The 22,140-nt window shown below is 64.0% G+C and carries 20 protein-coding genes; 13 read left to right on the top strand and 7 right to left on the bottom strand.

From position 1 onward, the window contains the following. Positions 1–197 precede the first annotated feature (197 nt). Together NKJ88_RS25045 and NKJ88_RS25040 are read left to right on the top strand one after the other, a co-directional pair. A complete protein-coding gene (locus NKJ88_RS25045) occupies positions 198–1,655 on the top strand; it encodes an NAD-dependent succinate-semialdehyde dehydrogenase (protein ID WP_023670445.1) in 1,458 nt (485 codons plus the stop codon). A gap of 193 nt (positions 1,656–1,848) precedes the next feature. Beyond that, positions 1,849–2,874, top strand: a complete 1,026-nt coding sequence (locus NKJ88_RS25040) for an aldose epimerase family protein (RefSeq protein WP_023823055.1) — start codon at positions 1,849–1,851, stop codon at positions 2,872–2,874. A 4-nt stretch (positions 2,875–2,878) separates the two neighbouring features. On the opposite strand, the gene NKJ88_RS25035 is transcribed toward NKJ88_RS25040, so the two are convergent. Next, a complete protein-coding gene (locus NKJ88_RS25035; protein ID WP_352445967.1) occupies positions 2,879–3,799 on the bottom strand; it encodes a sugar kinase in 921 nt (306 codons plus the stop codon). A gap of 154 nt (positions 3,800–3,953) precedes the next feature. On the opposite strand from NKJ88_RS25035, the gene NKJ88_RS25030 reads away from it, so the two are divergent. Beyond that, positions 3,954–4,397, top strand: a complete 444-nt coding sequence (locus NKJ88_RS25030) for a FixH family protein (protein WP_023739071.1) — start codon at positions 3,954–3,956, stop codon at positions 4,395–4,397. Between the two features lie 4 nt (positions 4,398–4,401). After that, the gene (locus tag NKJ88_RS25025) at positions 4,402–5,601 is read left to right on the top strand and encodes a cytochrome-c peroxidase (protein WP_023681738.1); all 1,200 of its coding nucleotides are present in this window, start codon (positions 4,402–4,404) and stop codon (positions 5,599–5,601) included. A gap of 1 nt (position 5,602) precedes the next feature. On the opposite strand, the gene NKJ88_RS25020 is transcribed toward NKJ88_RS25025, so the two are convergent. Next, the gene (locus tag NKJ88_RS25020; protein WP_352445965.1) at positions 5,603–6,055 is read right to left on the bottom strand and encodes an Lrp/AsnC family transcriptional regulator; all 453 of its coding nucleotides are present in this window, start codon (positions 6,053–6,055) and stop codon (positions 5,603–5,605) included. A 164-nt stretch (positions 6,056–6,219) separates the two neighbouring features. On the opposite strand from NKJ88_RS25020, the gene putA reads away from it, so the two are divergent. Both putA and NKJ88_RS25010 read left to right on the top strand, forming a co-directional pair. Next, the gene (gene putA / locus NKJ88_RS25015) at positions 6,220–9,828 is read left to right on the top strand and encodes a bifunctional proline dehydrogenase/L-glutamate gamma-semialdehyde dehydrogenase PutA (RefSeq protein ID WP_352445963.1); all 3,609 of its coding nucleotides are present in this window, start codon (positions 6,220–6,222) and stop codon (positions 9,826–9,828) included. Positions 9,829–9,915: 87 nt separating this feature from the next. Beyond that, positions 9,916–10,980, top strand: coding sequence for a glycosyltransferase (locus NKJ88_RS25010; protein ID WP_352445961.1), 1,065 nt, complete (start codon positions 9,916–9,918; stop codon positions 10,978–10,980). A gap of 45 nt (positions 10,981–11,025) precedes the next feature. Here NKJ88_RS25010 and hmuQ read toward each other — a convergent pair whose 3' ends face one another. From hmuQ to NKJ88_RS24990, 4 genes are all read right to left on the bottom strand, one after another. After that, a complete protein-coding gene (gene hmuQ / locus NKJ88_RS25005; protein ID WP_352445960.1) occupies positions 11,026–11,340 on the bottom strand; it encodes a heme-degrading protein HmuQ in 315 nt (104 codons plus the stop codon). Positions 11,341–11,394: 54 nt separating this feature from the next. Beyond that, entirely contained in the window at positions 11,395–12,360 is a 966-nt protein-coding gene (locus NKJ88_RS25000; RefSeq protein WP_352445958.1) for an energy transducer TonB family protein, read from the bottom strand. Between the two features lie 127 nt (positions 12,361–12,487). After that, positions 12,488–12,922: a hypothetical protein gene (locus NKJ88_RS24995; RefSeq protein ID WP_023710743.1), complete on the bottom strand. Its 435-nt coding sequence runs from the start codon at positions 12,920–12,922 to the stop codon at positions 12,488–12,490. A 5-nt stretch (positions 12,923–12,927) separates the two neighbouring features. Further along, entirely contained in the window at positions 12,928–15,057 is a 2,130-nt protein-coding gene (locus NKJ88_RS24990; RefSeq protein WP_352445956.1) for a TonB-dependent hemoglobin/transferrin/lactoferrin family receptor, read from the bottom strand. Positions 15,058–15,330: 273 nt separating this feature from the next. Between NKJ88_RS24990 and hemP the strand changes: the two genes are divergently transcribed. From hemP to NKJ88_RS24965, 5 genes are read left to right on the top strand one after another with little or no spacing between them, the layout of a single operon-like run. Then, a complete protein-coding gene (hemP, locus tag NKJ88_RS24985) occupies positions 15,331–15,537 on the top strand; it encodes a hemin uptake protein HemP (protein ID WP_023673860.1) in 207 nt (68 codons plus the stop codon). A 36-nt stretch (positions 15,538–15,573) separates the two neighbouring features. Continuing rightward, entirely contained in the window at positions 15,574–16,632 is a 1,059-nt protein-coding gene (locus tag NKJ88_RS24980) for a hemin-degrading factor (RefSeq protein WP_352445954.1), read from the top strand. Positions 16,633–16,642: 10 nt separating this feature from the next. Continuing rightward, positions 16,643–17,524, top strand: a complete 882-nt coding sequence (locus NKJ88_RS24975) for a heme/hemin ABC transporter substrate-binding protein (RefSeq protein WP_023815472.1) — start codon at positions 16,643–16,645, stop codon at positions 17,522–17,524. A gap of 4 nt (positions 17,525–17,528) precedes the next feature. After that, positions 17,529–18,623 carry a FecCD family ABC transporter permease gene (locus NKJ88_RS24970; RefSeq protein ID WP_352445951.1) on the top strand — a complete coding sequence of 365 codons (1,095 nt, stop codon included), beginning with the start codon at positions 17,529–17,531 and terminating at the stop codon, positions 18,621–18,623. Positions 18,624–18,629: 6 nt separating this feature from the next. Next, positions 18,630–19,418 carry a heme ABC transporter ATP-binding protein gene (locus NKJ88_RS24965; RefSeq protein ID WP_352445950.1) on the top strand — a complete coding sequence of 263 codons (789 nt, stop codon included), beginning with the start codon at positions 18,630–18,632 and terminating at the stop codon, positions 19,416–19,418. 108 nt (positions 19,419–19,526) lie between these two features. Here the strand turns inward: NKJ88_RS24965 and rirA are convergent, their stop codons facing one another. Beyond that, the gene (rirA, locus tag NKJ88_RS24960; protein ID WP_023823048.1) at positions 19,527–19,988 is read right to left on the bottom strand and encodes an iron-responsive transcriptional regulator RirA; all 462 of its coding nucleotides are present in this window, start codon (positions 19,986–19,988) and stop codon (positions 19,527–19,529) included. Between the two features lie 295 nt (positions 19,989–20,283). Here rirA and NKJ88_RS24955 point away from each other — a divergent pair, with 295 nt between their 5' ends. Both NKJ88_RS24955 and NKJ88_RS24950 read left to right on the top strand, forming a co-directional pair. Then, positions 20,284–21,579 carry a DUF445 domain-containing protein gene (locus tag NKJ88_RS24955; protein ID WP_352445948.1) on the top strand — a complete coding sequence of 432 codons (1,296 nt, stop codon included), beginning with the start codon at positions 20,284–20,286 and terminating at the stop codon, positions 21,577–21,579. A gap of 107 nt (positions 21,580–21,686) precedes the next feature. Next, positions 21,687–22,140 (top strand): phasin family protein (locus NKJ88_RS24950; protein ID WP_502904771.1); only part of this gene is annotated, 454 nt, incomplete at its 3' end.

Raw genomic sequence — 22,140 nt, 5'->3', positions numbered from 1 at the left:
GGCCCAAACTAATTTACATGTGAATTTTCTCTGGCGTTGGGCTGGCCCAAAGCCTATATGCCATCTTGCAATTGCTTGCCGGGCTTGCCCTAGGTAAAGAGCAGTGGCTTCAGCGTGTCGGCTCCGCCGCCATTGTGCACGCTCGTTCAAGAGATCCAGGAAACCGGCCCGTCAGTGCGCCGAACGGAGGCTAGACCATGCTGCAGAAAACCAGCCATTTCATGCGCCAGGCCAATCTCATCAACGGCGAATGGGTGCAGGCCGACAGCGGCCAGACGGTCGACGTCAACAACCCGGCCACCGGTCTCAAGATCGGCACCGTGCCGAAGTCGGGCAAGGCGGAAACCCGCCGCGCCATCGAAGCCGCAAGCGAAGCCTTCAAGACCTGGCGCAAGACGACCGCGCTTGAGCGCTCGAAGCTGTTGCGCAAGCTGCATGACGCGATGATGGACAATCAGGATGTGCTGGCCGAACTGCTCACCATCGAGCAGGGCAAGTCGCTCGCCGAATCCAAGGGCGAGATCGGTTCGGCTGCCGCCTACATCATGTGGTTTGCCGAGGAAGGCCGCCGCACCTATGGCGATGTCGTGCCATCGCCATGGGGCGATCGCCGCATCCTGGTGACCAAGGAGCCGGTCGGCGTCATTGCCGCCATCACGCCGTGGAATTTCCCCTCCTCGATGCTTGCCCGCAAGCTTGGCCCCGCGCTTGCCGCCGGCTGCACCGCCGTGGTCAAGCCGGCCTCGCAGACGCCGTATTCCGGCCTTGCATGGGGCGCGCTCGCCGAGGAAGTCGGCTTCCCAAAGGGCGTCATCAACATCCTGACGGGTGCTGCCGGCGAAATCGGCGACGAGATCTGCGCCAATCCGCTGGTGTCGAAGATCACCTTCACCGGCTCGACCGAGATCGGCAAGCTGCTGATTCAGAAGTCGTCCGTCACCGTCAAGAAGGTCTCGATGGAACTCGGCGGCAATGCGCCGTTCCTGGTCTTCGACGATGCCGACCTCGATCGCGCCGTCGCCGGCGCCATCACCGCCAAATACCGCAATTCAGGCCAGACCTGCGTGTGCACCAACCGCTTCCTGGTGCAGGCCGGCATCTACGACAAGTTTGTCGAGAAGCTGGCCGCTGCCAGCAATGCGCTGAAAGTTGGCTCGGGCCTGGAAGAGGGCGTGCAGCAGGGACCGCTGATCGACGTGAAGGCGGTCGAGAAGGTCGAGGAATTCATCGCCGACGCCACGTCGAAGGGTGGCAAGGTCGTTGCCGGCGGCAAGCGCCACGCGCTTGGCGGCTCATTCTTCCAGCCGACCGTCATCGCCGATGCGAAGCCTGACATGCGCTTCATGAAGGAAGAGATTTTTGGCCCGATCGCCCCGGTGTTCAAGTTCGAGACCGAAGAGGAAGCCATTGCGCTTGCCAACGACACCGAGTTCGGCCTGGCCGCCTATTTCTACACCGGCGATCTCGGCCGCGCCTTCCGGGTCATGGAAGGCCTGAAATACGGCATGGTCGGCGTCAATGAAGGCCTGATCACCACGCCGGAAGCGCCGTTCGGCGGCGTCAAGGAATCGGGCCTCGGCAAGGAAGGCGGACATCAGGGCATCGAGGACTATCTCGACACCAAATATGTCTGCATCGGGGGGCTCGGCCTCTAAATCATTGACGGGCAGGGCAGGCCGCGGGCCGGCCCTTGCCAGACGACATTCAGCCGGACTGGAGCGGTTCAGCGTTTCACGGAAACGCCGAACCGCTCCAGTTCTTTGTTTTTTGCAATTCCGGACGGAAAACCGTTTCACACTTTTCCTGGAATTGCTCTAAGTCGATAGATCGACGAATTAGCATTTGGACATAGCGATGAAGGACGGCGAAGTCTTCGGCACGACGCAGGCAGGCGAACCCGTTCGCCGTTTCACCATCCGGGGCGGCGGCGTCAGCGCCAACATCATCGGGCTCGGCGCAATCATCCAGGATCTGCGGCTCGCCGGTCACGACGCGCCGCTGGTGCTGGGCTACGACCGCTTCGAACCTTACGAGACCGACCGGGCCTTCTTCGGCGCGGTCGTCGGCCGCTATGCCAACCGCATCCGCGACGGCCGCTTCACCATTGCCGGCCAGCGCTACCAGACTGAGCGCAATTTCCTCGGCAAGCACACGCTGCATGGCGGCTCGGAGGGCTTCTTCCACCGGCCGTGGACGGTTTCGCTGCACGGCCGGGATTTTGTCACGCTGACCCTGCACGATCCCGAGGGCCCGATGGGCTTTCCCGGCGCGCTCGACGTCACCTGCACCTACCGGCTGAAGATCCCCGGCACGCTCTCGATGGAACTGACCGCCACTTGCGAGGAGCCGACGCTGTGCAATCTGGCGCAGCATTCCTATTTCAATCTCGACGATGGCGGCGCCGGCGACATTCTCGACCACCGGCTGATGCTGAACGCCGGCGCCTATACGCCTGTCGATGGCGAGATGATCCCGACCGGCGTCGTCAAACCTGTCGACGGCACGCCCTTCGACTTCCGCCAGGCGCGGCCGCTGCGCATGGAAACGGAAGGCGAGCAGCTTCCCTACGACGTCAATTTCTGCCTGGCGTCAGCCCGGGGCCCGCTTCACCAGGTGGCGTGGGCGCAAGGCGCCAATTCCGGCGTCGAGATGGAAGTCTGGACCACCGAGCCGGGCCTGCAGCTTTACACCGGCCAGTATGTCGCGCCGACCTCGGGCGGCCTGGACGGACGGCGCTACAAGGCGTTTTCCGGCTTTTGCCTGGAAGCGCAGACCTGGCCCGACGCGCCGAACCGGCCCTATTTCCCGCAGGCCACGCTGTGGCCGGGCCAGATCTATCATCAGGTGACGGAATATCGTTTCAGGCTTCCCTAAGGTCTTAGCCCTCGAAAGCGGTTCTTAGAACCTCGAACGGCGCCAGCGCGCCTCGCACCTGCACGACAGCGGCGGCGACGCGATGCGCGCGCTGCACGGCATCCGCCGGGGCATGGCCGGCAAGCCGGGCGGCGAGATAGCCGCCATTGAAGGAATCGCCGGCGCCGGTGGTGTCGACCGGGGTGGTGACATGCTGGGCCGGAACCGGCTGCAGGGCTCCGCCAGTGGCGATCAGCGCGGGTTCCTCGCCATTCTTGACGACGACTTCGCCGACCAGTTTTCCGAACCGCTCGGCGGTCGCTTGCGATGCCGTGTCGCCAAACAGCGTCTGCTCGTCGGGAAAGGTCGGCAGCGCGATGTCGGCGACGGCAAGCGCGTCGAGGATCGCGGCTTGCGCCTCCTCGCGGCTCTGCCACAGGCGCGGCCGGTAGTTGGGGTCGAAGGCGACGAGCGAACCGGCGGCCCGCGCCTTGGCCACTTCTGCCAGCAACGTCTTGCGCGCGGCGGCATCCAGAATTGCCAAAGTGATTCCGGAAAAATACACAAGCGCCTGGTTTTCAAGGCTTTTTGCCAAGGCGGCCGGGTCCGAGGCAAGCCGCCTGGCCGCCGCGTCGCTGCGCCAATAGGTGAAGGCGCGTTCGGCGCAGGTCAAGGTGATGGCGTAGAGGCCGGGCCGCGCGCCTGGGATGACCGGGCTGGCGCCGATGCCGATGCCGTTTTCGGCGAAGAACGAAATCTGGCCCTGCGAGAAGGGATCGTCGCCAAAGGCCGAGACATAGGTCGCCGGCCGCTTGCCGCTCAGCGCATGCAGCGCCCACAGCGTGTTGAACGTGTCGCCGGCAAAGCCCATGCGCCAGTTCGGCCCGGCCTGGCCGGACAGTTCGAGCATGCATTCACCGATCGAAGCGACGCCGTCTGCTGCCATGTATCTGTCTCCGGATCAGTTCGCTGCTGTAGCTTTTTGCGGCCGGCAGCGCCATGCTTGGCGGCGGCGGTTTTTTGCGCCAGAAGCGTTTTCCCACAGAAGCGGCGGGACGCGAATTGCTTCCCGAGACGTTATGCCCAGAAGAGGAACCGGTTTGGCATCGATATGGCGTTATCTTCTTGCGGGCGTTGGTCTGGCCGCCTTGCTGGCTGGCATATTGGCGATCGTCTATCTGACCGCGCCGCAGTCGGCGCCAGGCCCCGATGTTTCGCGCTCGAAGAAGACGGCGAACGGCTTGTTTGTCGCCAGCATTCAGCCGGAACGCGGCGTTATCCGGCAAGGCGAACTGCAATCCTGGTTGCTGACCCTGAAGACGGTCAAGGGCGATTCCGTGGAAGGTGCGGCGATCTCGGTGTCCGGCGGCATGCCGCAGCACAATCACGGCTTGCCGACCAGTCCGCAGGCGACCGACTATCTTGGCGAGGGGCGCTACCGGATCGAGGGGCTGAAATTCACCATGAGCGGCGTGTGGCAGTTGCGCTTCGCCATTTCGGCGGCGGCCGGTTCCGACACGGTCGTCTTCAACGTGGTGCTGTGAGCGAATGAGCCGCCTGTTGCGCCTTCTGGCATTGGCGGCGGTCGTGCTCGTTGCCGGCTGCGGCAAACCGGATTTTTCCGATGCCGAGAAGAAGACCATCGCCTCGCTGGCGCTGAACACCTTGCCGGCGCTCAAACCCGACACCACCAACCGCTTCGCCGACGTGCCAGCCGCCGCCGCCCTGGGCTCCACTCTGTTCTTCGACCAGGGCATGAGCCGTGACGGGAACGTATCCTGCTCGACCTGCCACAAGATCGACCGGCAATTCCAGGATGACCTGCCGCAATCCGTCGGCGTTGGCCGAACCAACAGGCGCTCGATGCCGCTGGCCGGCATTGCCCGCAATCCGTGGTTCTTCTGGGATGGACGGCGCGACAGCCTGTGGGCGCAGGCGCTGACGCCGCTGGAAAACCCGCTTGAGCAGGCGGGGAACCGCGCGGCCTTCGCGCATTACATCCAGAAGCGGTTCGGCGAGCGCTATGAGCGCATCTTCGGGCCACTGCCGGATCTTTCCGCCGTGCCGGCCAACGCCAGCCCGCTCGGCAGTGAGGCCGAGCAGGCGGCGTGGAAGGCAATGACCGCGGCCCAAATGGACGACGTCAACCGCGTCTTTTCCAACATCGGCAAGGCGATCGCCGCCTTCGAACGGTCGATCGAACCGGCACAGACGCGCTTTGACCGCTTTGCCATCGATCTTGTGTCAGGCGCCAAGCCGAAAGCCGACGATGCCTTTTCGCAGGAGGAGATGCTCGGGCTGAAACTGTTCATCGGCAAGGCCAATTGCGTCACCTGCCATAACGGCCCGCGCTTCACCGACAACGCTTTCCACAACACCGGCGTGCCGCCGGTCAGGGATTTGCCATTGGATCGTGGCCGTTTCGATGCGGTGGCCCAGGTTCAGGCCGACCCATTCAACTGCTTCGGCGCCTTCCGCGATGGCGACGCCGGCGCCTGCGGCGAGCTGCGCTTCATCGTCAAGGCAGCACCCGAACTGATGCGCGCCTACAAGACGCCGTCGCTGCGGGGCGCGGCAACGCGGCCGCCCTATATGCATGCCGGACAGTTTTCCTCGCTGGAGGAGGTGGTGGCGCACTACGCGAAGGCGGAGGCGGCCGTTGAAGGCACCTCCGAAGTGCACCCGTTGCAACTGTCGGATCGCGAACGCGCGGCGCTGGTGGCGTTTTTGAAGACGCTGTCGGAGTGAGCTAGCGATCCTTCACCGTCTCCATGGCCACGAAGGTCGAGGTCTGCGCAACTTGCGGCAGTGCCGAGATGCGCTCGCCGAGCACGCGGCGATAGGCGGCGATGTCGGTGGTACGGACTTTCAGGAGATAATCGAAGCTCGACGCCATCATGTGGCACTGCTCGATCTCCGGCACGGCCTGCACCGCACGGTTGAAAGCATCGAGCGCGGCCGAGCGCGTGTCCGACAGTTTGACCTGGACGAAGGCGACATGGCCTTCGCCCATGCGCTCGCGATCGATGATCGCCTGATAGCCCCTGATATAGCCGTCCTTCTCCAGGCGCTTCACCCGCGCCTGCACGGGCGTCTTCGACAGGCCGACCTTGCCGGCCAGTTCCGACATGGACAGCCGCCCGTCGCGCGCCAGCGCCGACAGGATGTTTCTGTCGATGCGGTCCAATTGGTCTTCTGTCACGGATATCACAGCCCATCTGATAACAATTGAGCCGCAATGATAGATTATTCGGCCTGCCATGTCGATTTCTTTGGACCGGCCGAAAATACGGCTCTGTGCTAGCTTGCGCCATTCGGTCCGGCGACCGCCGGCCCGCTCCCAGATGCTTGCTCCGCAGGACCGCCATGCCGCTCGACACCATCCGCCAGCAGATCCGCGCCAACTACCTGCCCGACGAAGACGCGGCTGTGAAGCGCTTGGCTGCCGCGACAGAACTTTCGGCCGATGACCGCAAAGCCGTCTCGGCCCGTGCCGCGGATCTGGTGCGCGCGGTGCGCGGCTCGTCCGACCCGCGGCTGATGGAGGTTTTTCTCTCGGCCTACGGCCTCTCCACCAAGGAAGGAGTGGCGCTGATGTGCCTGGCCGAGGCACTGCTGCGCGTGCCTGACACCGAGACTATGGACGACCTGATCGCCGACAAGATCGCACCGCATGACTGGTCGGCGCATTCGGGCGGTTCGAGCTCGATCTTCGTCAACGCCTCGACCTGGGCGCTGATGCTGACCGGCCGTGTGCTCGACGAAGGCGAGGGCGGCATTGAAGGCACGCTGCGCTCGATGGTTCGCCGGCTGGGCGAACCGGTGATCCGCAAGGCGGTCGCCGCCGCCATGCGCGAAATGGGCGAGCAGTTCGTGCTCGGCCGCACCATTGCGGAAGCCGTCAAGCGCGGCAAGTCGATGATCCAGAAAGGTTATCTCTATTCCTTCGACATGCTGGGCGAGGCGGCCCGCACCGAGGCCGACGCGCTGCGCTACCTCAAGGCCTATGCCGATGCAATCTCCTCGCTCGATTCAGGCTCCAACGGTCCCGATATCCGCCAGAACCACGGCATCTCGGTCAAACTGTCGGCGCTGCATCCGCGCTACGAAGAGGCACAGAAGGAAAAGATGCTGCCGGTGATGGCCGAGCGGCTGCTGTCGCTGGCGCTGGCCGCACGCCATTCGCGCATGGGCCTCAACATCGACGCCGAGGAGGCCGACCGGCTCGACCTGTCGCTCGACGTCATCGAGCGTGTGTTGTCCGAGCCGGAGCTTGCCGGCTGGAATGGCTTTGGCGTCGTCGTCCAGGCCTACGGCCCGCGCGCGGCCTTCACCATCGACTGGCTCTATGCGCTGGCGGAAAAGTACGACCGCAACATCATGGTGCGGCTGGTCAAGGGCGCCTATTGGGACACCGAGATCAAGCGGGCACAGACGCTCGGGCTTTCCGGCTACCCCGTCTTCACCCGCAAGGCCAACACCGATGTTTCCTACATGGCCTGCGCCAAAAAGTTGCTGTCGATGACCGACCGCATCTATCCGCAATTCGCCACGCACAACGCCCATACCGTCGCCGCCGTCCTGTCGATGGCGACAAATCGCGACGCTTTCGAATTCCAGCGCCTGCACGGCATGGGCGAAGCGCTGCATGAGACGGTGCGCCAGGCCGAAGGCACGCGGTGCCGCATCTATGCGCCGGTCGGCGCGCACTCCGATCTCCTGGCCTATCTGGTTCGCCGTCTGCTGGAAAACGGCGCCAACTCTTCCTTCGTCCATCAGCTCACCGACGAGGACGTCGAGCCGGAGGATATTGCGCGCGATCCGCTCGAGACGGTCGAGAGCCAGGGCCCCGCCGCCAATCCGGCAATCGCTCGTCCTGCGACGATCTTCGGCGCTGGTCGGCGCAACTCGAAGGGGTTCGACATCACCGATCCGGTGACGCTGGCGGCGATCGACAAGGCCAAGGCGGCCTTTGCCGGGCCCGAGCGCTGGCATGCCAAGCCGATCACGCGCGCCGCCGGCTACGGCAAGCAGCGCCCGGTGGTCAATCCGGCAAAGCCTGCCGAGATCGTCGGCACGGTCGCCGAAGCCGCTGCCAAGCAGGTCGCGACCGCGGTGCGCTTTGCTGTGGAAGCGCAGCCGGCCTGGGCGAAGCGTCCCGTTGCGGAGCGCGCCGCCATCCTCAACCGCGCCGCCGACCTCTATGAGGCCAATGCGGTCGAGTTTTTCGCGCTGGCTACAAGGGAAGCCGGCAAGTCGCTGGCCGACGGCGTGGCTGAAGTGCGCGAAGCCGTCGACTTCCTGCGCTACTACGCTGCCGAAGCGGCCAACAACGAAGCGGGCAGCGAGGCGCGCGGCGCGATCGTGTGCATTTCGCCGTGGAATTTCCCGCTCGCCATCTTCACCGGCCAGATCGCGGCAGCGCTCGTCACCGGCAATTCGGTCATCGGCAAGCCAGCCGAACAGACGCCGCTGATCGCCTTCCGCGCCGTCGAGCTGCTGCGCGAGGCCGGCGTTCCGGAAGATGTCATCCAGCTTCTGCCGGGCGACGGTCCGGCGGTCGGCGGACCGCTAACTGCGGATCCGCGCATTGCCGGCGTCTGCTTCACCGGCTCGACCGAGGTTGCAAAGCTGATCGAGAAGCAACTGGCCGAGACGGCCGCGCCGGACGCCATGCTGATCGCCGAGACCGGCGGTCTCAATGCCATGATCGTCGATTCCACCGCACTGCCCGAACAGGCGGTGCGCGACATACTGGCATCGGCTTTCCAGAGTGCAGGCCAGCGCTGTTCGGCGCTTCGCGTGCTCTACGTGCAAAAGGATGTCGAGAAGAAGATGCTGGAGATGCTGAAGGGCGCCATGGAAGCGCTCACCATCGGCGATCCCTGGCAGATTTCGACCGATGTCGGGCCGGTCATCGATGACGAGGCGCAGGAATCGATCAGCGAGTATTGCACAAAGATGGGGCTGCAGGGCCGGTTGATTGCCAAGCTCGAAGCACCGAAGGACGGCCGCTTCGTTGCGCCGCATGTGTTCCGGGTCAGGGGCATCGAGGAGATGGAGCGCGAAGTGTTCGGTCCGGTGCTGCATGTCGCCAGCTTCGACGCCGACGGGATCGACGCCGTCATCGCCGCCATCAACCGCAAGGGCTATGGCCTGACCTTCGGCCTGCACACCCGCATAGAAGGCCGCGTCCAGCATTTCGTCGACGGCATCCATGCCGGCAACATCTATGTCAACCGCAACCAGATCGGCGCCGTCGTCGGCTCGCAGCCCTTTGGCGGCGAGGGGCTTTCGGGCACCGGGCCGAAGGCCGGCGGGCCGCATTATCTCCGGCGGTTCCGCAAGGGGCCGGAGGCGGGCACGGAGATTGCCGAGGGCCACAAGGTGACGGCGACCGAATTGGCCGACAATCTGCCCGATCCGACGCTTGGCGGCTGGTCGACGCGGCCGGACCGCATCGCCATCTTGAGAAAGCATCTGCGCGGCAAGGGCGCTGCAGCGATCGGCGCTGCAGCCGCCATCGATTTCGGCCAGGTCGACCTGCCCGGACCGACCGGCGAGGCCAACACGCTGTCGCTGTCGCCGCGCGGCCGGGTGCTGTGCCTCGGTCCGGACGCCGAAACGCTGCTTGCCCAGACGATCCAGGCGCTGGCCGCCGGCAATGCGGTGCTGGCCGTGGCGCCGGGCGCGCCGGCGGCACTGTCGGCGCTGACCGGCAAGGGGTTGCCGCTGGCGGCCATAGACGGTCGGCCAGACCCAGTCGAAGCGCGTTCGCTGCGCGTCGATGTCGTCGCCTTCTCGGGCAGGCCCGAGGCGGCGCGGATCGTGCGCAAGGTCATTGCCGACCGCAGCGGGCCGATCGTGCCTCTGGTCAGCGAGGTGCTCAACCCGGCTGCCTATGCGCATGAACGCGCTGTCTGCGTCGACACCACGGCTGCCGGCGGCAATGCCAGCCTGCTCGCGGCGGCCTAGGGGGCTTTTCGCGGCTCGCTTGCCTGCGTCGGGTTGCAAGGGTATGCGCAAGGGACAGAGAGCAACTCGAGCGGGGCAGCCGAACAGATGGAAGACACGTCCCGACCGTTTGAGCTGCCGCGCGTGGCGGTGGTCATCACCTGCTTCAACTATCGGCCGTACGTCGAACAGGCGATCCGCTCGGTGCTTGCGCAGACCTACCGGAATTGGGAATGCGTCATCGTCGACGATGCCTCGACGGACGGCTCGGCCGACCATGTCCGACAGCTTCTAAGGGATATAGAAGACCCGCGCCTGCGCCTGTTGGCGCGCAAGGAGAATGGCGGCCAGACCGCGGGATTCCGCGACGGCTTTGCCGCAACCGACGCGCCCTTCGTCGCGTTTCTCGACGCCGATGACGTGTGGCTGCCGGATTTTCTCCTCGCGCATCTGTCCGCCCACCTCAACACGACGCATTCGGCCGCACTGTCGAGTTCCGATGTGTTCCTTGTCGATGGCGACGGCACCTTGCTGGGCGGTACCTTCCTTGCCTTGCGCAAACCGCGGTCCGGAGCGGATCGCAGTGGCGTCGCCATCGCGCCCGGTGGCCGGCTTGCCGGCATGGCGCCCGGGATCGCCTACGCATCGGAGCATCCGGTAACCTATTTCGCACCTGCGGTGACGGGCTGGCTGTGGTCGCAATGCTCGGCGATCATGTACCGGCGTGGCGCGCTGGAACCGGTATTGTCCTTCCCGTTCAAGGCCAAGGTCGGGACGGATTATCTGACGGCGACACTCGCGCACCAGGCCGGCGGCAGCCTCATCCTGTCAGAAGGTCTCGGCCTCTATCGCCTGCATGGCTCCAACCTGTCCACCGGAACTGCCTTTGCTGGCGGCAATGTGCGGCAAACGCCTGCATACAGGAGCTACAGGAGCGTGTTGGCGGCGGATGCCGCAGACTATTTGCTGGCGAATTCTGCCTGGCTCAGCGATCTCAACGGGCGCAATTTCATACCTGCATTCCTGACGCAGCATGTGCGCCAGTTCCCGGAGTTGGCCGGTGATCCGCGGTTGGCGCGCTACCTGACACGCGGACAGCCCTGGCGGCGGCTGCGCCTGCACATTGCCCAGTGGCTTCGGCGACTGGGCGGCCGGAATTCAACCGGAACCTGACGGCATCTGACCGTCGTCAGATCTCGTCGACGGGTGAAATCTCAATCAGGCCCCTTCGACGACCCAAAAGCCTTCGAACTGCGGATGGCCGAGATAATGCACCTTCGAGGTGCCGGTGTTGCGATGGGCGGCGCGAAAATTCTCGGATTTGGTCCAGGCGACGAAATCCTCATGGCTTGCCCACACCGTGTGCGAGGCAAACAGCGTGTAACCCTCGGCCTCGTTGACCGGGCCGCGCAGCAAGTGGAATTCCCTGAAGCCTTTCATCTCCGAGAGGCTCGAATCGCGGTTCTTCCAGACATCCTCGAAGGCGGTCTCCGAGCCATTCTGGACCTTGAAGCGGTTCATGGCGATGTACATTGGCTTCCTCTCGAATTGGTGGACGATGCCATTTGGCGAAGGTCTACAAGCTGTTTAAAACGGACCGATCCGCGCCCTGAACACCCAACTTGATAATCCGGTCTCGGGTGGAATGGGCGGGAACGGGGCTTGCTGGCGCACCAGTTTCAAAGCGAATTGGTCTAGCTCGGCAGACCCTGAACTTTCGACAAGCTGCAAGTCGCTGACGCTGCCGTCGGCCATGACGACGAAATAGACCCTGGCATTGTTGCGAGCCTTGGCTTGAACCGCCTTCGAAACGTGGCGGTTGGCGCGGACAAGCTTGTTCTGAACTTCAACGCTGTAGCCGGATTCCATCGAATTGCCCGCCGCGCTCTGTTTTCCGCCTTTGCTGGCAACCGCCGTTGCCTCGCGCTCCTCGCCATCTGCCGTGCCGCCAGTCTCTCCCGATATTGGTGCGCCCGATATTGATGTACTTGGCCTCGGGCTTGGGACTGGTGGCCTCGCGGCAGGCAATTCAACGGCAGGCTGATTGGCGGGAGACGCCTCCGAACTCTGCGTTTGAACCGGTGACGGTGCAGGCGTCTCAGCCTCTGGGGCGACACTTTGATCATCCGGGATGGCGGCCGTTGGTGCATCGGGAGCGACGGTTGCCTGGTTGGCAGATTCCGGCGCAGATTTGGGCGCCGCCGGCTCCTCTACGGCTTGAGGCGCCTCGGTTTGCGGCGTGGGTTGGACGGGCTTGGCCGGCTGCGGATCGGTTACCAGGGTAACATCCATCGCGTCGGGTACCGGGTTTTGCAAAGCGGTGCCGAGGACGTCTGCGCCTGATCGATCGGCGCCTTCGGCCTGTATTGCCTTCCCGGTATCAAATGTCCCGGCGGGTGCGACCATGAACGCCGCTGCGGCAGCGGCATGGAGCAGGCAGGACGCGACGATCGCCACAGTCCATTTGCGGTCCGCGGCCGCCGGCTGTACGAGCTCGTCCATTGTTATCGCCGGTTCGTTGCCGGCGTCGGGGAGGGGGGTGATGTCCTGCATGGTTTGCGGCGAGACCTGCCGCGAGCGCGGCGGGATTGTCAAATCAAGATCGGTTGCCGGCCATAACGGCGGAGCTGCGACTGGTCGTGTCGCATTGTCGTGCAGGAAGGCGGGATGCAGACCCACCTCAAACGCCGAATGCGATACCGGTCTTGGTCTGCGTCTTCAGGCCGCGCATGCAGGCGCCCGGTTCGACGCCGGCGCATTCGGTGGCGCTGTTGATCAGCACGCGGCTGAGTTTGGTGCAGTCGGTGCCGGCGAGGTCGAAGCGGATCACCTTGGTCTTGCCGGCCGGCAGGTCCTTGAAGTCGAGCACGCTCAGGCGGTCGACAATGCCGGCCTCGTTGAACAGCGCGATCTCGAATGCCGCCTTGGAAAGATCGGCGCCGAGCGCATTGTTGACGACGAAGGTCAGGCGGCAACCCTTTTCGGAGGGCTGCGCGGCATTGAGCTCGAGGCTGAGTTGCGGAGCCGGCGCGGACTGAGCCCACGCCGGCATCAAGCCAAGCGACATCGCCAGCGTCGAGGTCAGGAGCCGAAGCGATGCCGTCAAACTTGTCATGGGTGTCAGCCTCCAAAGCGCATGGTTGCGGCCAGCTTCAGCGTGATGCCGGGTTCATAGATGACGGCGGTGGTGCCGCCGTTCAGCGGGTTGGTGTATTTGACGTCGAACAAATTGTCGGCGCGGAAGTCCACCTTCAGATTGTCGGTGGCCTGGTAACTGGCGAAGGCGTTGACCAGAGTATAATCCTTGGCTACGGGGTTGCCCTTCGGCTTGCTGTTGTACTGCACCTCGCCGCCGACGGTCAGCTTGTCCTGAAGGAAGCGGAAGCCGAGCTGCCCGGTGACCTGCGAGGACGGGATGGTGGCAAGGTCGGCGCGCTCACCTTCATCGGAGATGGTGTGTCCGTTGGTGATCGAGGCGGAGAGCCCGGCATAACCCCAGGCGGCATCGTAGACGCTTTCCAGTTCGAAGCCGTTTATCTTGGCCTGGGCGACGTTCTGGTACTGGAAGCAGATCGGAACGCCGGGGCCGAACGGGCAGCCGCTGGTCGGGTCGAATGCCGACAGTGTGACGCCTTCGATGTAGTCGTCGACATCGTTGTGGAAGTAGGCGGCCTTGAGCCGGAACGCGTCGCCGGCCTCGATAAGGTCGTTCAGCTTGTAGTTGACGCCGAACTCGGTGGTCTTGCCGGTTTCAGGCCGCAGGTTTGGGTTGGGCAGGAACGGGAAGGTGACGCCTGCCGGATGGTTGCCGCTGATCAGCGTTTCGGTCAGCGACGGCGAGCGGTAGCCTTCCGCGTAGGTGCCATAGAACTGCAGGCCCGCCAGGCTGGCGCTTTCGAAGGGCGTGACACCAACGGTGATGCGCGGCGACAGACGATCACCTGACGTTTCGTGGGTGCTGTCTTCGAGGCTGTAATTGTCGTAACGCAGCCCGGCAATGACCTCGAGCCAGTCCCAGGTGAGCTTGTCCTGGATGTAGGCGCCCGAAACACTACGCTTGCCCGATGGGGTGTAGAAGCTGTCGCCGCCGGCGGTGCCGCCGGTCTCGACATCGTCACCCACCCAGTCGCCGCCATAGGTCAATTCGTGCGCAACACCGGCTGTTTCGAAGCGCGACGTGTTCCAGATGTCGACGCCGGCCGTGCCAACGTCGAAGGTCGAGGTCGAACCGACGGGCAGCAGCACGGGAAGGCCGGTCGTCGGATCGAAGCGGTTCTGCGGGACCAGCGTGGTGAGGTCGAGATTGGTCTTGTTGTAGGAGGCGTTGATGTGGAGATCGAGCCAGCTCCTGGCGTCGTCGGTGATGTTGTAGCGGGCGGTGAAGGTGTTCGACTTCACGTAGACGTCGTTGGCCGGCACGCCGCCGCTGGTTTCCGTCCAGCCGTCGCTCGAGCCGACCCAGCCGAGCTTCAATTCGCTGTCTTCGCTGGGGCGGATTGTGGTCTTGAGCAGGCCGCTCAGCAGGTCGAAGCCGGTGCCGGCGACGGTGTCGCCGCTGCCATTCTTGTAGTCGCCGTAGTCGCGGTAGACGATGTTGCCCAGCACATCCAAATCGTCGTTGAATTTGTAGGCGCCGCTGGCGCTGGCGGTCCAGCCCTTGCCGTTGCTTTCATAGCGCCCGGTGACGGAGCCGGCCCAGGTTTCGCCCGGTCTGAGGAAATCCACCGCATCCTTGGTGTCGAAGAAGACGACGCCGCCAATGGCGCCGGAGCCGTAGGTGTTGGCGGTCGGTCCGCGAATGACGTCAACGGATTTGATGAGCTCGGGATCGACATAGAAGGTCGACTGCGTGCCGTGGTCTGAGCGCTGGAAATTCTGCCTGGCACCGTCGACGATGACCGCGACGCGACCGAAATCCTGCAGGCCGCGGATGTTGATGCTGGAGCTGACGCGTCGCGCATCGGCCTGCACGGCGACACCAGGCACACCGAGCAGCATTTCGTTCGGCGTCGTCGCCATGCGGCGGTCGAGCTGTTCCTGGTCAACATGGCTGGCCGAGGCCAGCGATTCGATTGCCGTCTCGCCGGTGCGGCTGATGACGAGGATCTTGTCCAGCAGGGTCGCGCCGGCGGGCGCCGGCTTGGTGTCCTCGGTTTTCCTGGTCTGGTCGGCCTGGTCAGCGGCCGGCTGAGCGCTGGCCGGCGATGTCAGCAGCGCGATCGTCGCTGCCCCCGCAAGCAAGGCTGCCATTGCCTTTGCCATAGGTCGATGCACCGGATCGGCGTTCGCCAGACCCAGTCGTCCACAATTTCCCAAGCCCATGCCCCAACTCCAAAATTCCAGGTTCGATGCTGGCTGGCTTGGTGCTCGCTGGCATTTTTCATTCTGTCCGGCGTCTTAAATGTTGACTCATTTGGTCCGGTATTGCACTGACTAATAAACATGATTATGCGAGTCAAGAAATGAATCGGCATTTTTGCAACGCCTAGCCAGTTGCCCGGCACAGGAAAGGGATCGAAAGAGATGAACACCCACAATCCCAACGACTTCCGTTACCGCGTCCGCCGTTCCGAGGAGACGCCGACCCGCTTCGACCGGGTGCCGCTGGCGGTGCGGACGCTGTCCTCCAACACGCTGTTCCAGGGCGAGCACGAGATCGGCATCGAGCACCATGGCGCGCTCTATCGGCTGAAGATCACCCGCCAGGGCAAGCTCATCCTCAACAAGTGACGAAACGACCAAACACGGCAGACAGGTAAGCAGGACATGGACCAGCGCGCAAAACCCGCCCCGCATGAAATCCGGCGGGCGCGGGCAGACAATCCGAAAGCGCGCGAGCGCGATCTTGCCGCCGAGCTCGGTATTTCCGAGGCCGAGCTGGTGGCCGCGCATTGCGGCGACGGCGTCGTGCGCGTCGAGCCCAGGGTCAACGATCTTCTGACAGGCCTCGATGCCGTTGGCGAAGTGATGGCACTGACCCGCAACGAAAGCGCGGTGCACGAGAAGATCGGCGTCTACGACAAGGTTGTCACAGGCGCGCACAATGCCATGGTGCTGGGCGAAAACATCGACCTGCGCATTTTTCCCAAAGTCTGGGCGCATGGCTTTGCCGTGGAAAAGCGCGACGGCGGCGACATCCGCCGCAGCCTGCAATTCTTCGACGCGGCCGGCGATGCGGTGCACAAGGTGCATCTGCGGCCGGCGTCCAATCTCTATGCCTACCAGAAGCTCGTGGCCGCACTCGAATCGCCGAACCAGGAGGCGACCGTGTCTATCGCAGGCGTGGCCGACGACGACGCGGAGACGTCGGGCATTGCCGCAGACATCGATGATCTGCGCGACCGCTGGAGCCGGCTGACCGACGTGCATCAGTTCTTTGGCATGTTGAAAACGCTGAAGCTTACCCGCCGCCAGGCCGTGCGCATGGTCGGCCAGGACTATGCCTGGCTGCTCGACAATGACGCCATCGGCGCCATGTTCCACCATGCCGCCGCCGACGGCATGCCGATCATGTGTTTTGTCGGAAACCGAGGCTGCATCCAGATCCATTCCGGTCCCGTCAAGTCGATCAGGCCGATGGGGCCGTGGATCAACGTGATGGACGAGACGTTCCACCTGCATCTGCGCACCGACCAAATCCAGGAGGTGTGGGCGGTGCGCAAACCGACCAAGGACGGTCATGTCACCTCGCTCGAAGCCTATGGCGCCGACGGCAAGATGATCATCCAGTTCTTCGGCAAGCGCCATGAAGGCGAGGGCGAGCGCGACGACTGGCGGTTCCTTGCCGAGAACCTGCCGCGCATTCCAAGCCCGACCGCAGCCTGAGGAAACGACGATGATTTCACTGTTCAGGACGCTTGCCGCGGCCATGGGCCTGTCGCTGTTTATTGCCGCCCCAGTGCCGGCCAGCGAGAACGTGGCCGTGTTTGCCGACACGTCGCGGATCGTGGCGATCGGCGGTTCGATCACCGAGATCGTCTACGCGCTTGGCGAGGAAGGTCATCTCGTCGCCCGCGATTCGACCAGCCGCTACCCCGCCGCCGCGGTCGCGCTGCCCGACGTCGGCTATATGCGCCAGCTGTCGCCGGAAGGCGTGTTGTCGGTCAATCCTTCGGGCATTCTGGCGCTGCATGGCAGTGGGCCGAAGGAAGCGGTCGATGTGCTGAAAAAGTCGAGCGTTCCGTTCATCGACGTGCCCGAGCATTACAGCCATGACGGCATCCTGGAAAAGATCCGCATCGTCGGCAAGGCGCTCGGCGTCGACGCCAAGGCCGAGACGCTGGTGGCTGAGACCGACGCCAAGCTGAAGGCGGCCGAGAAGCAGACGGCGTCGATCAAGCAGCGCAAGCGCATCCTGTTCGTGCTGTCGATCCAGGGCGGCAAGATCCTGGCCGCCGGCACCGACACCGCCGGTGATGGCATCATCAAGCTCGCCGGTGCGGTCAACGCCGTCGAAGGTTTTTCCGGCTACAAGCAGATGTCCGACGAGGCCATCGTAACCGCCAGGCCGGACGTGATCCTGGCCATGAAGAATGCCGGACCGCCGATTGCGGAGGCCGAGCTTTTCGCCATCCCGTCGATCACCTCGACGCCGGCGGGTGAAGGCCGCAAACTGATCCTGATGGATGGCAGCTATCTGCTCGGCTTCGGGCCGCGCACGGCCGATGCCATCCACGATCTCGCAGTCTCGCTCTATGGCAGCCAGGTCACGGACTGAGCCGATGGTGGATCAGTCGATCGCCGGCACGGCGCGCAAGATGGCCGAGGGCGATCGTTCCGGGCGCGCGCGCCTGGTTATTTTGCTCCTGTGCGTGGCCCTTGCCCTTTCGCTGTTCCTGTCTCTGAGGTCGGGCGCTTCCGATGCATCGGCCGTCGGTGTCATTCGTGACTGGCTAACCGGCGCCGTGCCGGCCGACGCCGCGCTTGGCGCCCGCGACCGGCTGATCGTCTACGACATCCGCATGCCGCGCGTGCTGCTCGGCGTGCTGATCGGTGCGGCGCTGGCCGTATCGGGCGCGGTCATGCAGGGCCTGTTTCGCAATCCGCTCGCCGATCCCGGCCTGATCGGCGTTTCAGCCGGTTCCAGCCTCGGCGCCGTCGCCGTCATCGTGCTCGGCACAACATGGCTGGCGCCGCTCACTTTGGCGCTCGGCGGCATGGCCTTGCCGCTCGCCGCTTTCTGCGGCGGCCTTGCGGTGACGCTGGTGCTCTACCGCGTCGCCACGCGGCAGGGGCGCACCTCGGTCGCCACCATGCTGCTTGCCGGCATTGCGCTCGCAGCCCTTGCCATGGCGCTGACCGGTATCCTGATTTTCATGGCCGACGACCGGCAGTTGCGCGACCTGACCTTCTGGCAGCTGGGCTCGCTTGGCGGCGCGACCTGGCCGAAGATCGCTTCCGTCGGGCCGATCATCGTGCTGGCGCTTGCGGCAATGCCGTTCCTGGCCAAAGGCCTCAACGCCCTGGCGCTCGGCGAGGCGACGGCCGGACATCTCGGCATCCCGGTACAGCGGCTGAAATACACCGCGATCGTCGGCGTCTCGGCAGCGGTCGGCGCCTCTGTCGCAGTCAGCGGAGGCATCGGTTTTGTCGGCATCGTCGTGCCGCATCTCTTGCGGCTGCTGATCGGTCCGGACAATCGCTATCTCTTGCCGGCGTCGGCGCTGCTCGGCGCCTCGATGCTGCTTCTTGCCGACGCAGTTGCCCGCGTCATCGTGGCGCCGGCCGAATTGCCAATCGGCATCGTCACGGCGATCGCCGGCGCGCCGTTCTTCCTCTGGATCCTGCTGCGCAAGCGCGGCGTAATCGACTTGTGAGGCGGCATGATCGAAGCACGCGATGTCTCGGTGGCGATGGGCGGCAAACGCATCGTCGCTAATGTCGATTTTGTCGCACGGCCGGGCGAGATCGCCGCCATCGTCGGACCGAACGGCTCGGGCAAGACGACTTTCTTGAAGGCGTTGTCGGGCGATCTGGCGTTTACGGGGACAGTGGCCGTCAACGGGCGCGACCTCTCCGCGATGAGGCCGGTGGAGGCCGCGACCGTGCGTGCCGTGCTGCCGCAGGCGACTACCCTGTCCTTTCCCTTCACCGTGCACGAAGTGGTCAGGCTCGGCCTTATCGGCGGCCGTTCCGGCGTTCTGCCGGGCGAAGATGATCGTCTGCCCGAGCGGGCGCTGGCGCGGGTCGACCTCGACGGCTTTGCCGGCCGCTTCTATCAGGAGCTTTCGGGCGGCGAACAACAGCGTGTGCAGCTGGCGCGCGTGCTGTGCCAGGTCTGGGCGCCGGTGCTGGACGGCAAGCCGCGCTATCTCTATCTCGACGAGCCGGTCTCCAGCCTCGATATCAAGCACCAGCTGATCATCATGAACATCGCCCGCGATTTCGCCCGGCGCGGCGGCGGTGTGATCGCCATCCTGCACGACCTCAATCTGACGGCCATGTATGCCGACCGGATTTTCGTGATGCATCGCGGCCGGCTCGCCGCCGACGGTTCACCGCAGGAGGTCCTGAGCGACGATCTGATCGAAAAGGTGTTCGATTGTCGGCTAAGGGTCGGTGTGTTGCCGGCGGCGAACATGCCGTTTGTCTTGCCGCAGTCAGCCGCCTAAAGCGCGTCGCGTTTGAACGGACTCAGGCGACGCGCTTTAGGTCTTTGTCTTTATGCATGTCGTTGTCTCAAAACCGGGGCCACTTTTGAGCGACATGCACTAGAAAACTCAGGCGGCCGGTGCTCGCTGGATCAGCATGTCGATGCCGAGCAAATGACGCACATTCGGGCGCGCCGCCACCATATCGGCGATGGTGTAGCGGGAGAGTACGGCAAAGAAGGCGTTGAGCGCCTCGCGCAGCGCCGAATTCAGCTGGCAGCTGTCGACCAGCGGGCATTCGGCGGCATCGTTCTCGAAGCATTCGGCCATGGCAAAGCTCTCTTCGGTCACCCGTACGACGTCGAACAGGCTGATCTGCTCGGCGGGGCGGCCGATCCTCACGCCGCCATTCCTGCCGCGCACTGTCTCGACCAGGCCATGCTCGACCAGCGGCTGCAGGATCTTGAACAGGAAAAGCTCCGACACCGAATAGGCGGCCGCAATCTCGGGGATGCGGCTCAGGCGATCGTTGTTGGCGGCGCAATACATCAGGATGCGCATGGCGTAGTTGGTCTGGCGCGTCAGCCGCATTTCATTCCTCACCCGAGTGCTGGCGCGTTGGAACTGCACCAGATTTTAGATTGTGCTGGTGCGGCTTTCTCACCCGGAGTTTCGGATTCGCCCACACTGGCCTGATCGGAATATGGCCTATACCTTGGAACAATTCCAGACTGGGATTGCATGATAGATGAACATTCTTGTCAACTTTGCGTGCGAAACCGGCAATTCCCGGCCGAAATCGGCCCATCCGATCATGCTACGGGCCCAAACACCCCCTAAATAGCCCATGCCAGATAGCCAAGAGATCGATGAGGAGCGGCGTATCATGTCCCAATCGGCTTCGTCCCTGGCGCCTGGCGGTTTTGATGCCGAGACGGGCGCCAAGCTTTTCGCGTTGCGGCGGACAAAGTTCCTCGCCACGGCTGCGCTGGTGCTTTGCGTCGTGGTTTTTGCCGTGGCCAAATCGTTCGAGGCCAAGTATCCGTGGCTGGGCTTCGTGGCGGCCTTCGCCGAGGCGGCGACCATTGGCGGCCTGGCCGACTGGTACGCGGTGGTGGCGCTGTTCAAGCGGCCGCTGGGCCTGCCGATCCCGCACACCGCCATCATCCCAGCGAACCAGAACCGCATCGCCGATAATCTGGGCCGCTTCATCGAGGTCAATTTTCTGGCGCCCGGGCCGGTGCGGGAAAAGCTGGCCGAGGTCGATTTTGCAGCACTCGTCGCCGACTGGCTGACTGACGCCGAACGCTCTGCCGGCCTGTCGCGCTTCGTCGTACGGCTGGTCCCGCAGACGCTTGCGGCGATCGAGCAATCCGGCCTGCGGGGCTTCGTCACCAGCCGCATGCTGGAGCAGATCGACAAGGTGCCGCTGGCGCCGCTCGCGGCCGAATTGCTGTCGGCACTGACCGACGACCGCCGCCACCAGAAACTCTTCGACGAATTCACCAGGGTGATCGGCCGGTTCCTGAACGATGAAGAGGCGCTGGCGACCATGCGCGAGAAAATCCGCGAGGAATTGCCGTCGCTGTTCAACCTGTTCAGAGCCGACGCCTATCTGCTGAAGAAGATCGTCGCTTCCGCCGGCTCGCTGCTCGACGAGGTGCGCGCCGATCCCGACCATCCGATGCGCGCCGAATTCGACCGTTTCGCGCACAGCTTCATCGAGCGGCTCAGAACCTCGAAGCAATACGCCAAACGGGCCGAGAAGCTGAAACGCGATTTCCTGGCGCGGCCGGAAGTGAAGTCGCTCGCCGGCGACATGTGGCAGAGCCTCAGCCTGTTCATCGAACAGGACGCCAAGGCGGAGAATTCGATTGTTCGCGCGCATCTCGCCAACATGTTCGTCGAGGTCGGCCGCCATCTCTCAGGCGATCCGCAGATCAGGGCCGACATGAACCAGGGCTTTGTCGTGGCGCTGTCGTCGTTCGTCGAGAGCCAGAAGAGCGGTGTGTCGACATTCATCGCCGACCAGGTCAAGCGCTGGGACCTTGCCCAACTGACGAGGCTGATCGAGATGAACATCGGCAAGGACCTGCAATATATCCGCTTCAATGGCATGATTATCGGCGGATTGGCGGGTATCGTGCTCTACACGGCGGAGAGGCTGTTTCTCGCTGGCTGATGCTGCATTTGCCGCTGAATTGCTTGGGCGTCCGAATGGACACACGGCGCGCGAGTGCTATTGTCCAGAACAGGGTTCAGCATTTGCGACACTGGGGAGCACGAGCAATGGCCAAACAACCCGACTCCGATTCGTTCCTTGACATGTTCAGCCGGTTCGGCCGTGACCTGAAGGTGCCGAATGTCGAGGCGATCCTCGCGCATCATCGCAAGAACCTCGAGGCCCTGGAAAGATCGGCGCGGGCGGGAGCTGCCGGCGCGACCTCATTGTTGTCCAGACAGCGCGAGATGCTGCAGGACACGCTGCGTGAAGTCAGCGACATGGCGCAGAGCTACAAGGCGCCGGGCAATCCCCAGGAACTGATGACAAAACAGGCGGAGTTCGCCAGGAAATCCTTCGAAGCCGCCCTGAAAAATGCCGGCGAAGTGGCCGAGCTGGTCAAGAAATCCGGCACCGAATCGATCGAAATCCTGCGCAGCCGCCCTGAAAAATGCCGGCGAAGTGGCCGAGCTGGTCAAGAAATCCGGCACCGAATCGATCGAAATCCTGCGCAGCCGCATC

The organism is Mesorhizobium sp. M0016 (genome assembly GCF_040324035.1).
Lineage (GTDB): Bacteria > Pseudomonadota > Alphaproteobacteria > Rhizobiales > Rhizobiaceae > Mesorhizobium.
Note: the sequence above shows the minus strand (reverse complement) of the source record. Positions and strands in the feature narration are given on the sequence as shown.